Raw genomic sequence first — 15,273 nt, 5'->3', positions numbered from 1 at the left:
TTGTGTGCATGATATCATGGACTAGTGATCAATTTCATCTGGAGGTGGCCAAATATGAAAGCGCTATTTATTGGAGGAACAGGTACCATCAGTACAGCAATTACCGATCAGCTTGCGAAGCAAGGCTGTGAGCTTTATTTGATCAACCGGGGAAATCAAAATGATAATTTGCCTGCTCAAATCAAAGTGCTGCAAGCCGATATTAACGATGAAGCACGGGTTGCAGAGCTGATTGCCGACCTGGAGTTCGATGTTGTCGCAGACTTTATCGCATTTGTACCTTCTCAGCTGGAGAGAGATTACCGTTTGTTTAAGGATAAAACGAAGCAGTTTATATTTATCAGTTCGGCATCTGCCTACCAGACACCGCTTGCTGATTATCGGATCACAGAAGGTACGCCATTATCCAATCCGTATTGGGAATATTCGCGCAACAAAATTGCATGTGAAGATTATTTGATGAAACTGTATCGTGAAGAAGGATTTCCAGTGACCATTGTGCGTCCAAGCCATACGTATAGTGAACGTTCTGTGCCTCTCGGTGTACACGGGGCAGAGGGAAGCTGGCAGGTCCTCAAGCGCATACGTGAAAACAAACCTGTCCTCATTCATGGAGATGGCACATCGCTCTGGACCATAACGCATAACCGTGATTTTGCCAAAGGATTTATTGGCCTTATGGGCAACATTCACGCCATTGGTGAATCGGTACATATTACCTCGGACGAGTCAGTAACCTGGAATCAGATCTATGAAATTATCGCAGGAGTACTTGGTGTCAAACTTCATGCGGTTCATGTATCTTCCGAATTTTTGGCTGCATGCAGTGATCAGGATCTTCGAGGCGGTCTGCTGGGAGACAAGGCGAATACGGTTGTATTTGATAACAGTAAATTAAAAAGGCTTGTTCCGGAATTTGTGGCAACGATTCGGGCCGATCAAGGAATCCGGAGTACGATAGAATATATTCTTGCACATCCTGAATTGCAGACCGAAGATCCTGAATTTGATGCATGGTGTGACAAGGTGTTCGGAGTATTGGACGAGGCGTTGTTGAAAATCAGAGATGAGAAGTGAGGCGAGCATATGTCCCAAACCGGGCATCGACTGGTAAAGGAAATCACCAAAACCGTCACTTTGAACTATTTGCTGCACATTCCTGAGAAGGAGGAACCACTTGCTGCAGACCAGAAATGGCCTGTCATATTGTTTCTTCATGGTGCTGGGGAACGCGGTAATGATCTGGAAATGCTTAAAGCACACGGGGTTCCGCTTATTGCCGATCAGGACAAAAGTTTCCCGTTTATCGTGATTTCACCGCAATGTCCAGTGGACGAATTTTGGGGTATGCATCGCGAAGCTATCATGGCCCTTCTGGAACATGTTTTGGAGAACGAAGCTGCTGACCCGAAACGGGTGTATCTTACAGGTCTGAGTATGGGCGGGTATGGTACTTGGGATCTGCCACTGTTTAATTCCAATACATTTGCTGCATTGGCTCCTGTATGTGGGGGAGCGGATCCTTCCAAAGCGGAAGAACTGCGTAATATACCGATCTGGGCGTTCCATGGGGCCAAGGATGACGTCGTTTATGTAACGGAATCCGAAAAGATTGTTCATGCGCTTGAAGCGTTGAACGCGGATGTGAAGCTGACGATATACCCTGAAGGCGATCACGATGCTTGGACGGAAACTTATGACAACCCGGAATTGTACAAGTGGTTTCTCAGCCATTCGTTATAATCAATCATTCGTAAATTGACAATATTCAGCATTTTTAAGTATTTACTTTCGTTATTCGAATCGTTATAATCAAGAAAAAATGACACTTGTTAGGGGAGGCACCCCAACAGAGGACTTTGTTCCTTTGTTGGGGTGCTTCTTTTTTTTGGTGTGTAGAAAAGGAGAGCAGACGTTGAAGAAATCTGAGAAGCGTATTAAAAAACAGGCCGAGCAGCTTACCAAAGTGGTACTGGCATTTGCCCTGCTGTCACCCCAAGCCTTGCTGGTCGAATGGGGCTCAACGGCCATTATGGCTGAAGCTGTGGAAACCATCAGTATTGTATCCGATACTTCCAGCATGAAGGCTGTTCAATCCTCCAAGGTAAAAGTGGAAATGAATAGTGATGGCAAATATAGAATTGTGCTGCTTCCAAATACAAACGTATTCTACGGTGGCGATACAGGGAATGTATCCACCATTATTGATCATAACGGAACACCCATTAATTTTAAGTCGTTGCCCCTTAACTATTATCGGATCAATAACAATGTAATCGAAATGTCCAGGCAGAAAGACAATGTAGAGTATATTTTGCGTGTATCTATCGTTAATGCTACATCTCAGGGCGGTTATATGAAGGTGGAATTGGAGGCTATTAACCGCAGCGGCTCTACGCTGAATCTGGGAGGTACGTTCTATTGGGATACGATGGTGAATGGCAACGATGCTTCTCCGTTTGAAGTGATTGAGAACGGATGGCGCAATTACAGTGGCGGTGTTCAGGTAACCGCTTTTTATGCTAACACGTATAACGTCGTGGACGCGGATCGCATTTACATGGGACAGTACAATAGCCCGGACAATGCGCAGCTAACAGGTGGTTCCTCTCCATCTTCTTTTACGCCAGGGCAGACTGTTACCGCAACGGATACCGCTGCGCAGTTCTGGTGGAACGGCAAAGCAACCGCGAACCAAACTTCACGCAAATTTTCGACGATTGTGGGGATTGGTCCCAAAAATGCACCGCCTTCATTTGCACTATCGGCCCCTTCTTCGGGTCAAACCTATTACAAAGGGGAACAGCTTCAAATTTCCGGTACAACCCGGGATACGGATGTGGGAGATCTTCTGACTGTCAAATGGTCGATCGACGGAGGCAGTGAAAACATTCTGACACAGATGACGGCTACAGGCTCCAATCAGTCATTTAATACGAATTACACATTGCCGGATACGCTCGCAGATGGCGCACATACGTTGCAGGTGTGGGTTATGGATGACAAGGGCGGAGTCTCCTCAGCAGGCACGGTCAATTTCACGGTGAAAAGTTTCGTTGTTCCGGGAACACCGACATTTACATCGGTTAACAATAATAATCTGACCGTGAACTGGGACAAGAAGGCAAATGATGCTTCTGTGAGGTATGAATTGAAAAATGTAACGACGAATCAGAGCTTCGATACGGGTACAACAAATAGTCGGCAAGTGACCGGACTTACACCGAATACTCAATATTCTTTTGCTGTGCGCGCCAAAAATACAGTCGATTCGTATACGGGATATTCAAGTCCAGCTAGCAAATTTACACTAGCAAATGCACCAAGCGATGCAGCTGTAAGCCAATCAGGAAACTTCGTTACGGCTAGTTGGAACAACAATGGCAATCCTGCTGGAACGAATTACAGAACGGAAATACGTAACTCCGTCGGACAAGTGCTTGCATCGGGTACAACTTCATCAACTCGTACTGAACTTGCGTTAACTGGACTTGCTGACGGATTATATAACGTATATGTAGCAGCACTGAATGGAGAAGGCATACAGACTGCATTTACCTCTGCAGGTCAGATCACAAAGGACACAACCGGTCCCACTGCCCCCTCGATAGCAGTAAATCCTTCTTCTTGGACCAAGGAAGATGTTCTGGTTACGATTACAGCAGGCTCGGATGCCTTAAGTGGTGTACAAAAGACTGAGTACAAGCTGGGGATTGGAGGAGAATGGAAGGAATACACTGCTCCCATCACGGTTGCTTCTGAAGGAAACACACTCATTATTGCACGCAGTATAGATGCATTTGGCAATACAGGACAGGAGGCTTCTGTTACAGCGCGAGTGGACCGTACAGCTCCGACGCCTCCCGTCATCTCGTTAAATCCTCCGGAATGGACCCACTCTGCAGTAACCGTGACGTTAACGGCAGGTACCGATGAAGCAAGTGGGGTGGGTGTTACGCAGTATAGGCTTGGAGGGGAAGGGACTTGGGTCGATTATCGAGAGCCATTCACCATTAATACGGAAGGAAACACCGAGATTCAGGCGCGAAGTGTGGATCGGGCCTTTAATGTCAGTGCTTCAACTTCAGCCACTGCCCGGATCGATAAGACAGGGCCTGATGAGCCCAAGATTATACTTAGTGATGATGAATGGACGAATCAGGATGTGTCCTTTGAAATAACCAGTGGTGAAGATACAGGCAGTGGACTTGCCAAAAGCCAATATCGCCTTAACGAACAAGGCCCCTGGATCGATTACACCGGAGAAGTAAAGGTTACCGAAGAAGGTCAAACTACAGTATACGCACGCTCACTTGATAAGGTAGGAAATGTAAGCACTATAGCGAAAGCACTAATTCGACTGGACAAGACCGCTCCAACAGAGCCGGTTATTACATTAAGTCAGTCCGGCTGGAGCAAGGAAGCTGTACAATTTACGGTTGCTGGCAGCGTAGATGAACATGCCATTTCGTATGAATATAGTTTGAATGGCGCCCCGTATATTGCAGGAAACTCCGGCACAGTGAGTTCAAACGGTCCCAACGTAATTCGAGCCAGAGCGAGAGACGCTGTTGGAAACGTTAGCAAGGAGATCAGTCGTACGGCTTATGTCGATCAGGTCGCTCCAACGATTACATTTACACCGGATGGACAGGGTTGGAGTGACACTAATCTATCTGCTACCATTCAATATGAAGATTCTGATTCGGGTATAGATGAAATTTCACGATTGTACAGTGTAAGCAACAGTACCGTATCGCCAGACAATTGGAATGAAGCTCGCTCGAATGAGCCTGTAATTTCAATTGAATCCGAAGGCATTTGGTATATTCATGCCAAAACAATGGATGTGGCAGGGAATACATATGAGACCGTATCAGCACCTTATCAGATCCAGCGCAAGCCACAACAGCCGGGAAATGCGAGCGTTATACAGATCAGTGAAACTTCGGCAGAACTTACGTGGGATTTGCCCACCGGAGAATGGTACACCAACGGGTATCAGTATGAAATTATAAACCATACGACAGGCCAGTCTTGGACGCTGGATTATCCTAAACATACGCTCGTTGATCATTCCCTGAGTGGTGGGCAAGCCTATGATTATGAAGTGAGAGTTCGAAACAATACGGGTATAAGTGATGCAGTTACAGTCCGTGCACTGACAATTCCTGCGGCTCCGGGATCATTACAAATTCGAAAAGTTGATTTCCAGCCTGAGCTGGCAGAAGTGCATTTCGATTCGGTTCAAGGAGCTACTGCGTACCGTATATCAGCTGCAACTTCGGATGGAAGAATTGTTTTTGACCAGACGATCTCCGATTCTTCCAATCTCCCGTACATTACCAATTTGGTCCCGGGGAGCATTCATACGATTTCGGTCACAGCTCTGAATGAGAGTGGTGCAGGAGAAAGCAGCAGGGCGGGATTCCTGACATTGCCTGCAGCACCCGGTGAATTTGCAGCAGTGCAGATTCGGGAGCAAGAGATCTCTCTGGGATGGCAGACGGTAACTTCAGCTACGTATTACAGCCTTTCACGCAGTGGGGAAGGAATCTACGAAGGATTGGAAACGCAGTATGTGGACGCAGGTCTGGATAGTGGAACAGAGTATAGCTATGAATTGCTGGCCACAAACGAGACAGGAGAAGGCCCGGTAACAAGCTTGCAGAAGCTGATGACATTGCCGGGGGCCATTGAAAGCCTGAGTATAGATAATGCGACAACAACGAGCATGCGTCTCAGTTGGGATCCTGTAAGAGGCGCGGAGCGATACGAAGTCTTTGTGAATGGGGAAAAGCGTGAGACGCTGCTTGCTGGAACCCATGAATATCTGCTAACTGGATTGACCGCGGGAACGTTGGTTCAGGTGGATGTTCAGGCTGGCAATGGAAGTGGACAAGGTCAATCCAATCGAGTATCTGGAACGACGCTTCCCGAGAGTCCTTCAGGTCTTCACTTTGTACAGCCGACTGAAGCAGGAGCAACACTCAGATGGGATGCAGTACCCGGAGCTACGAAGTACCGGGTCGTTGTTGAGGGTCAGAGTTATGAGATATCAGATACCCAGCTTGAAGTCCATCAGTTATCAGCCAGTCGCCACTACACGTATCAAGTGGAGGCCGGAAATGCCGCTGGTTATGGTGCACCCACAAGCGGTGAGCTGCTTACTTTGCCAACCAGACCTGAAGGACTCAAAGTGACACGTACAGATGAAACAAGTATTGGAGTAGAATGGGAATCTGTAAATACAGCTGAATCCTATATTGTGAATATCAATGGGACCGAAGTAGGTCGAACTTCTGGACTTGCCTATACGGCTGAAGAATTGTTGCCAGGCATGGAGTATTTAGTGGAAGTACAGGCCGTGAACATGTCTGGAGTCGGTCAGTCCGCCAGCTTGATTCGATTATCCAAACCAGCATCGCCTTCAGAGATCGTAGTTGAACCTGGGGTTCATAAAGCCAACTTGTCATGGGCCGCGGTAGCAGGTGCCTCGGAGTATGTAATTCAACAGGGGAACAAAGAGATTTACCGTGGAACAGAGCTGATGACCCTTATTTCAGGACTTGAGGATGGAACGATCCATCATTACACACTTGTTGCAGTGAACAGACAAGGGACCCCATCCGAAGCGACAGGTATATCCATACTGACATTGCCAGAGAAACCAGTTGAGATTAAGGCATCGGAAGTGTCGGAAAGCAGTCTTAGTCTGGATTTTACCAAAACAGGGGTGAAAGGTGCAGACGAATACATCATTGAACGCAATGGAGGAGAAATTGCTCGCATGGATGCGAGTGAAGCCCGATTCGTAGATGAGAATTTGTCGCCAGGCACGAAATATACATACAAGATCCGGGCGGTTAATGCAAGTGGTACAGGTGCTTCCCTTACCTATGGAATAACAACTCAAACGCTGCCACTATCCTCAGATGGGATTACAGTGAACAAAGGAACTCACTATTTTGATCTGGCGTGGGAAGCAGTAAAGGGAGCCGCCGCATATGAAATACGCAATCAGACAACGGGGGAAGTACAGACTGTGTCCGAACCATCGGCTCATCTCGCCAGTTTAATGGATGGCACAACGTATACGTTTGAACTTACTGTTATGAATGAGGATGGTCACCGTTCTTCTCCTGTTCAGGTTCTTTTGTTGACCAAGCCCATATCCCCACAAACAGCAAGTATTGCTGCGGTAACCGATCAATCGGCAACGCTGGATCTGAGTGGCAGCGCCACACGAGGCGCGGAACAGTTGATCATTTTGCGAGATGATCTTGAAATTGACCGCATTCCGGCTGACAGTATTTCTTATGTCGACAATGACCTGACGCCGGGGGAGAGATACACCTATACGGTTAAGACTTCGAATGCTTCCGGCGATAGCGATACGGGATTTGATGTTCAATTGCGTACACTTCCTGCAACAATTACGGAAACACTGCATCCAGATGTGATTGAAGAAACGGAGGCAGTGATTAAATGGAAAAAGGTTAAAGGGGCAGAGGGGTACATTGTAATGATAGCCGATGATGAATTCATAACCATTACAGAGAGTGATTTGACTGAGGTTACTCTTAATGGACTTACCAGCGCAGCTCAATATGATCAAGTACAGATCGTTCCTTTTAATACGGCGGGGAATGGAAGTCCGATGATCGTTGCTCCATTTTTCACGCTGCCTCATGTCGATTCTGTTGAGATGAATCTATATCCGGAGACGGATCATGCCAGACTGGAGTGGGATTTTCCTTATTCCAACGAAACGTTTGTGATTCTAATGGATGGTATCGAGCTGTATAGAGGTAAACAAAAAGAATATATCGTAAATGAACTGCAGGGTGGAACGAACTACTCCATCGAACTGTATACCGAGAACGACCAGGGGGATACATCACATAAGCTTGAGTATACGCTGTTGACCAAACCGGAAGCTCCTAAGAAAGTGGAATATCGTTCGACACAGGATAGCATACAACTTCAGTTCGAAAAGAGCCGTGTCAAGGGGGCCGAGCAATTCATCATTGAACGTGACGGTGCGGAGGTCGGCCGAGTGTCTATTGACGAGCCTTATTACGAGGACCGGGGGCTTGAGCCAGGTGTGAATTATGTGTATACCATTAAAACCGTTAATGCTTCCGGTAAGAGTGAGGTCGGTTTCAATCTAACAGCAGTAACACTGCCTGGAAAAATTCCTTCTCCACCTCAAGTGGAAGAACGTACTCAGTATGGCGCAGATATTGTATGGGATATGATTCCTGGTGCAGCAGGCTATCGCATCTATCAGGAAGAAGAATTGATTGAGACAACAATGGAAACATCGATACATGTAACTGAATTGAAAAGTGCCCAGCGCTATTCCGACTTTTCTATTGTGCCTTTTAATGAGGCGGGAGACGGAGAGACAGTCAATGTACCTGAGTTCGAGACATTGCCATCAGAAAAATTCACTGTTTCAGCGATCACCCATAGCACAAGCAGCATTGCGTTGAGTTGGAAGCTGGAATCCTTGAATGAAACGATCGTGCTTTCCAGTAGTGGGCGGGAGATTTATCGCGGAAAGGATCGAAGCTTCATCTGGACAGGATTAACGGGTGGGCAGCGCTATGATGTCATATTGTGGACTGAAAATTCAGCTGGGGAAAAAAGTGAAAGCCAGCAGGCCACGGCTGTAACTATGCCGTATCCACCATCAAGCGGAAGTGGAGCCGGTTTACCTGTAACTTCCTCCAAACCGGAGAATGCCCAGTCCGGAGCAACTCAACCTGTGCAAAATGACAAAGCGGAAACAGCAGCCAAGAAAGAGGTCAAGTTCATTGATATTGGTCAAACATTCAATAAAGATCAGATTATATGGCTGGCAGAGCAAAGTATCATTCAAGGTGTAAGTGAAACCCGCTTCGAACCCCGTCGCCCCATTACAAGAGCTGAGTTCACAGCACTTATTGTGCGATTAATGGGGGTGGACACGTCTGCTGAATATCAGCATGCTTTTCGGGATGTGAACGATCAGGATTGGTTTGCTCCAGAGATCGAAGCAGCCGTAAGTCGTGGTATGGTACATGGCATGGGGAATGGTAAGTTTGCTCCATATGCGCTGGTAACACGGGAACAGGCATCGAAGATCATTGCGAATGTTATTCGCAAAATCAAGCCAGAACCCACAACTTCACGTCGTGCCTTTACGGATCAGATGGATGTGTCCGATTGGGCCAAAGAAGAGGTTGAAGAGCTTGCTGGAATGTACATGCTTACCGGGTACGAAGACGGAAGTTTCCGACCCATGCAGCACCTAAGCAGATCCGAGGCGGCAGCCCTGATCTTCCGACTGAACAAACTGATTCGTATTATTGATGAGAACCAAACTATGGAAGAAGAGAACCGAACTATGGATGATAAAGGAACGATTATTGACATAGACGGTAAGGTTAACACGTCAAAAACGGATATGAACGACCTGGATTAAATCACATGGAAATTATCATTTCATCCTCCTCAGCAGCCACATTATCCGTTATTCGACTTTTAATGTTATAATAGGTTGCCAATATGATAAAAAAGGGTAATGGACAGTGGTGATGAATGATGAATAATAAATTTATCCGAATCTATGAAGATATTGCAGCTCGTATTCGGACTGGAGAAATTGAAGCAGGCACGCTGCTTCCCTCGGAACTGGATTTATCGGAAAGTTATCAAACTTCAAGAGAGACGATTCGCAAAGCGCTGAAAATGCTGTCTGAAGAAGGTTATATCCAGAAAATTCAAGGTAAGGGCTCCATTGTATTGGATATACGTAAAATTGATTTTCCTATTTCGGGCCTTGTTAGCTTCAAGGAACTGGCTAAAAAAATGGGACATCGGGCCAAAACGTACGTTAAGGTTTTTGAAGAAAAAAAGGTTGATCAAGCCTTGTTCAAGAAAATCAATTTTGGTCTGAATGAAAAGGTCTGGGAGATCAGACGTGTACGGAAAGTGGATGGCGAACATGTCATTCTCGATAAGGACCATATAAGTCAGAAGCTTATCCCTGGTTTGAGCAAGGAAATATGTAATGACTCCATCTTCGAGTACATTGAGGAAGAGCTCGGGCTGACCATCTCTTTTGCCAAAAAGGAAATTTTGGTGGAGGAACCTACCGCTGAGGATAGGGAATTGCTTGATCTTGAAGGGTTCCACAATGTAGTTGTGGTTAGGAGCCAGGTTTACCTGGAGGATGCCAGTCAATTCCAATTCACAGAGGCAAGGCACCGCCCGGACAAGTTCAGATTTGTGGACTTTGCTCGGCGTAGATGATATCCATTGACCATGATTAAGAAACAGAGAGTACCTATTCACTTCTTTTAGGGGTGAACGAGGTGCTCTCTTTATTTCGAAAACGATTTGCAGTGTTTAGGGGGATTGCCAAATGTTGATGGGGGAGGTTGTGAGTACAAAATAAATTCCTTATCATGGTAAAAATAACTTGACCGGTAAGCGTTTTCATTTTATTATATGTCCATAACCTTAACGATAAGGTAAATTAATTTAAAATATGTATCTTAAATAAAGTTATATACTTATAATAATAACTTTATGGAATTATGAGTTGCTTTTGATTTTAGTTAACTTATTGCCTTGAGCAGGGTTAATTGAAATAAACAAAAAAATGTAGGAGGTTCTAACGAATGGTCAAGTTGCAAAAATGTACAGTCTTTACCGTAATTGCTGCACTTATGTTGGTGATTCTGGGGAGTGCTGCACCCAAAGTGTCTGCTGCTTCAGGATTTTATGTAAGTGGAGGCAAATTGTACGATTCCACTGGCAAGGCATTTGTTATGAGAGGTGTCAATCATGGACATTCATGGTTTAAGAACGACCTGAACACAGCTATTCCTGCGATTGCCAAAACAGGTGCCAACACCGTACGGATTGTGCTCTCCAATGGTGTGCAGTACACCAAAGACGATCTGAACTCTGTTAAAAACATCATTAATGTTGTAAGCGCAAACAAAATGATTGCGGTGCTAGAAGTACATGATGCAACAGGGAAGGATGACTATAATTCGTTGGATGCAGCAGTGAACTACTGGATTAGCATCAAGGAAGCACTCATAGGCAAAGAAGACAGGGTTATCGTAAATATTGCGAACGAATGGTATGGAACATGGAACGGCAGTGCCTGGGCTGACGGATACAAAAAAGCGATTCCGAAGCTGAGAAATGCCGGTATTAACAATACATTGATCGTGGATGCAGCAGGCTGGGGGCAGTACCCGCAATCCATCGTGGATTATGGACAAAGTGTATTTGCAGCGGATTCGCAGAAAAATACTGTATTCTCGATTCACATGTATGAATATGCCGGTAAAGATGCGGCAACCGTTAAATCCAACATGGAGAGCGTATTGAACAAAGGTCTGGCCCTGATCATCGGTGAGTTCGGTGGATACCACACGAATGGGGACGTCGATGAATATGCGATCATGAAATATGGTCAGGAAAAAGGGGTAGGCTGGCTCGCGTGGTCCTGGTATGGCAACAGCTCTGATTTGAACTATTTGGACTTGGCTACGGGTCCTAACGGAAGTTTGACATCCTTTGGAAACACAGTCGTCAACGACACGTATGGAATTAAAAACACTTCAAAAAAAGCAGGGATCTACTAGAGTCTATGGGGCCTAGCTTTTCGAAAAAGATTCATTCAATCAACGAGTGACATTAAGCTTGTTGTGACCCAAAAATCTCTTCAAGCACTCTGACCAACACGTCAGGGTGTTTTTTTATAGAAAGAAAAATCACCAAAACAGAAATCTTTTGAATTCTTCCGTTTATATTTAAAATCTTTTGTTTTCAAAACAAAACAAAGATGATAAACTCTGATTAGGAATAAAACAAACATTATCGGAGGGGAACAAATGGTACAGAGTTTATGGAATTCATCACAGGCTTCGGAGAAAACAACCGGACTGGAGCAACTGGTCTACCGATCCAATCTGATTGGGGCAGATCGTCGTGTATGTAACATTTTCGGAGGCAACACGTCTACCAAAACGACGGTGAAAGATTTTCGCGGCCGTGATATAGAAGTGATGTATGTAAAAGGTAGTGGATCGGACCTGGCTTCCATGCAGGCGAAGCATTTTACAGGACTTGGACTTGAAGACATTCGTCCATTAATCGAACGTGAATCCATGTCGGATGAAGAAATGGTCGAATATCTGGGGCACTGCATGATCGATTCCAAACACCCGCGTGCATCCATTGAGACGTTGTTGCATGCGTTCCTTCCATATAAACATGTGGACCATACCCATCCGGATGCAATTATTAGTCTGTGTTGTGCAGATAACGGAAAAGAACTGGCAAAAGAGATTTACGGGGATCGCTTTGTATGGGTTCCTTATGTGCGTCCCGGATTCACACTGTCCAAGATGATTGCTGAAAGCGTATTCTCAAATCCGAATGCCGAACTGGTTCTGATGGAGAAGCACGGACTTGTGACTTGGGGAGAAACATCGGAAGAGTGTTACGCGCAGACGATCAAAATTATTAATGAAGCGGAAGCCTTCATTGAAGCACGTGTCAACGAAGGAAGCCTGTTCGGTGGAGAGAAGCATCCTGCGCTTGAGGCAGAAGTTCGTCGCCAGATCGTATCCAAAGTAATGCCAACCATTCGGGGAGCGGTATCCGACAGCAAAAAAATGATTTTGTCCTTTGACGATCAGGAGGATGTGCTTGCCTTTGTTGGTGGAGTGGATTCGCCGAAGCTGTCACAGGTAGGCGCGGCGTGCCCGGATCATTTGGTGCATACCAAAGTGGTACCTCTATTCATCAATTGGACACCGGACGCGGAGGATATTGAAGGGCTGAAATCCAAGCTGGTGGAAGGCGTGGCTGCCTACAAAGAGCAATATCAACAATATTTTGAGAGCAACAAAAATGATGGTGACGTGATGTTCGAAGCTGCACCTCGTGTCATTCTCATCCCAGGTGTGGGCATGATCAACACAGGCAAGAGCTGGGCCCTGTCCCAGGTAAGCGGGGCATTGTATCATAGAGCCATTGCGGTTATGCGCGGTGCGACAAGTCTGGGCCAATTCGTATCCCTCAGCGCCAATGAATCCTACAATGTAGAGTACTGGCCGCTTGAGCTTTACAAATTATCGCTGGCTCCGGCGGAGACTGAGTTTTCCCGCAAAGTGGCGTTTATTACCGGGGGTGCCGGCGGAATTGGAAGTGAAACCGCACGCAGATTGGTATCCGAAGGGGCGCATGTCGTTCTTGCGGACCTTAACCTTGAAGGGGCGCAGAAGGTAGCTCAGGAAATTAACGATCAATATGGTGCTAATCGCGCATATGCATTGAAGATGGATGTGACCGATGAGGAAGCCGTGCAATCTGCATATGCCGAAGTTGCCATACAATATGGCGGCGTGGATATTATCGTGAACAATGCGGGTTTGGCCACCTCCAGTCCATTCGACGAAACATCGTTGAAGGAGTGGAACTTGAACATGAGTGTGCTGGGTACGGGGTATTTCCTCGTAGCACGCGAAGCGTTCAAGTTAATGAAGCAGCAGGGGATTGGCGGCAGTATGGTATTTATTGGGTCCAAAAACTCAGTCTATGCAGGCAAAAGCGCCTCAGCTTACAGCTCAGCCAAAGCACTTGAGGCTCATTTGGCCCGCTGCATCGCAGCTGAAGGTGGGGAATACGGCATTCGTGTAAATACAATTCTCCCGGATGCCATCCTGCAAGGTTCAGCAATCTGGAACGGTTCATGGAGAAATGAACGTGCAGCAGCCTATGGTATCGAACCGGATCAATTGGAAGAGTACTATCGTAAACGTACAACTTTGCTCGTCAATATTTATCCTAGAGATATTGCGGAAGGCATCGCCTTTTTTGCCTCATCCAAATCGGAAAAAACAACCGGTTGCATGATGACGATTGACGGCGGTGTGCCAGCAGCATTTACACGATAATAAGGAGGGTTCTCGCACATGGAAAATCAGGTCAAGCAAGCATATGAAGCAGCCAAATCATTATATGCCCAGCATGGAATTGATACGGATGAAGTGCTGAAGAAGCTCGCAGAGATCAAAGTGTCTGTTCACTGTTGGCAAGGGGACGATGTGAAAGGTTTTCTGAATAAAGACGGGGAACTTACGGGCGGAATATCCGTTACAGGTCAATATCCAGGGGCTGCAACGACACCAGCAGAGCTTCGGGCAGATCTGGAGCAAGCCTTCTCTATGATTCCTGGCAAACATAAGGTCAATTTGCATGCAATCTATGCGGATACGGACGAACAAGTGGAGCTGGACCGGATTGAGCCGAAGCATTATGAGAACTGGGTGAAATGGGCCAAAGAACAAGGGCTTGGTCTGGATTTCAATCCAACCTGCTTTTCGCATGAAAAATCAAGTGACGGCTTCACGCTAAGTCATTCCGATCCGGCGATTCGCAAGTTCTGGATAGATCACTGCAAAGCATCCCGCCGCATTGGCGCATACTTTGGTGAGCAATTGGGTCAGACCTGTGTAACCAATGTGTGGGTACCGGACGGGTTCAAAGATAATCCGGTCGATCGGATGACACCGCGGAAGCGGCTGAAAGATTCACTGGATGAGGTATTTGCCGAGAAGCTTGATCCGAAGTATCATCTGGATGCGGTCGAGAGTAAACTGTTTGGCCTCGGTTCCGAAGCGTATGTCGTTGGTTCTCATGAATTCTATATGGGCTATGGACTTCAAAATGATACGTTAATCTGTCTCGATGCCGGACATTTTCACCCAACAGAAGTCATCTCCAACAAACTGTCTTCACTTGCCCTGTTTACTAACGGCATTCTGCTGCATGTCAGCCGTCCAATGCGTTGGGACAGTGACCATGTTGTTATTATGGATGATGAGCTGCTGGAAATTGCCCGCGAATTGGTACGTCATGATCTGCTACCAACGACACATATCGGACTTGATTTCTTTGATGGAAGCATCAATCGGGTTGCTGCGTGGGTAGTTGGCACACGCAACACGATTAAAGCTTTACTGCGTGCGATGCTGGAACCTGTGGATGCTCTGAAATCAGCGGAACTGGAAGGGGATTACACCCTCCGCCTTGCTTTGACGGAAGAATTCAAGTCCTATCCATTCGGCGCGATCTGGGATTATTATTGTGCACAACAGCAAGTACCTGTACGCGAACAGTGGATTGCTGAGATCAAAACTTATGAGCAGGAAGTTTTGCTTCAACGAGATAAATCTTTCGTATAGGATGATGAAG

Annotated in this window: 7 protein-coding genes; all 7 read left to right on the top strand. The window is 46.3% G+C overall.

All coding sequences use genetic code 11. The annotated features are described in order from the left end of the window. The first annotated feature begins 54 nt into the window (after positions 1 to 54). The 7 genes from DC345_RS05870 (at position 55) to rhaA (ending at position 15,263) form a co-directional block, all read left to right on the top strand. On the top strand, positions 55 to 1,077 hold the full coding sequence (locus DC345_RS05870; RefSeq protein WP_113052310.1) for an SDR family oxidoreductase: 1,023 nt from the start codon (positions 55 to 57) through the stop codon (positions 1,075 to 1,077). A gap of 9 nt (positions 1,078 to 1,086) precedes the next feature. Continuing rightward, on the top strand, positions 1,087 to 1,743 hold the full coding sequence (locus tag DC345_RS05865; protein ID WP_113052309.1) for a carboxylesterase family protein: 657 nt from the start codon (positions 1,087 to 1,089) through the stop codon (positions 1,741 to 1,743). 172 nt (positions 1,744 to 1,915) lie between these two features. Then, positions 1,916 to 9,472, top strand: a complete 7,557-nt coding sequence (locus tag DC345_RS05860; RefSeq protein ID WP_181586499.1) for a fibronectin type III domain-containing protein — start codon at positions 1,916 to 1,918, stop codon at positions 9,470 to 9,472. Between the two features lie 119 nt (positions 9,473 to 9,591). Beyond that, positions 9,592 to 10,302: a trehalose operon repressor gene (gene treR, locus DC345_RS05855; protein WP_083679056.1), complete on the top strand. Its 711-nt coding sequence runs from the start codon at positions 9,592 to 9,594 to the stop codon at positions 10,300 to 10,302. Positions 10,303 to 10,721: 419 nt separating this feature from the next. Further along, positions 10,722 to 11,654, top strand: a complete 933-nt coding sequence (locus DC345_RS05850; protein WP_397333650.1) for a glycoside hydrolase family 5 protein — start codon at positions 10,722 to 10,724, stop codon at positions 11,652 to 11,654. A gap of 249 nt (positions 11,655 to 11,903) precedes the next feature. After that, complete coding sequence (locus DC345_RS05845) at positions 11,904 to 13,973, top strand: bifunctional aldolase/short-chain dehydrogenase (protein WP_113052306.1); 2,070 nt, start codon at positions 11,904 to 11,906, stop codon at positions 13,971 to 13,973. An 18-nt stretch (positions 13,974 to 13,991) separates the two neighbouring features. Then, a complete protein-coding gene (rhaA, locus tag DC345_RS05840) occupies positions 13,992 to 15,263 on the top strand; it encodes an L-rhamnose isomerase (protein ID WP_064638766.1) in 1,272 nt (423 codons plus the stop codon). Positions 15,264 to 15,273 lie beyond the last annotated feature (10 nt).

Origin of the sequence: Paenibacillus taichungensis (genome assembly GCF_003287275.1) — a bacterium.
Lineage (GTDB): Bacteria > Bacillota > Bacilli > Paenibacillales > Paenibacillaceae > Paenibacillus > Paenibacillus taichungensis_A.
This window is presented reverse-complemented; position numbering and strand designations above follow the sequence as displayed.

Coding starts and splice junctions, on each gene's coding strand:
- DC345_RS05870 (WP_113052310.1), top strand. CDS start 55: ATGAAAGCGCTATTTATTGGAGGAACAGGTACCATCAGTACAGCAATT.
- DC345_RS05865 (WP_113052309.1), top strand. CDS start 1,087: ATGTCCCAAACCGGGCATCGACTGGTAAAGGAAATCACCAAAACCGTC.
- treR (WP_083679056.1), top strand. CDS start 9,592: ATGAATAATAAATTTATCCGAATCTATGAAGATATTGCAGCTCGTATT.
- DC345_RS05850 (WP_397333650.1), top strand. CDS start 10,722: ATGTTGGTGATTCTGGGGAGTGCTGCACCCAAAGTGTCTGCTGCTTCA.
- DC345_RS05845 (WP_113052306.1), top strand. CDS start 11,904: ATGGTACAGAGTTTATGGAATTCATCACAGGCTTCGGAGAAAACAACC.
- rhaA (WP_064638766.1), top strand. CDS start 13,992: ATGGAAAATCAGGTCAAGCAAGCATATGAAGCAGCCAAATCATTATAT.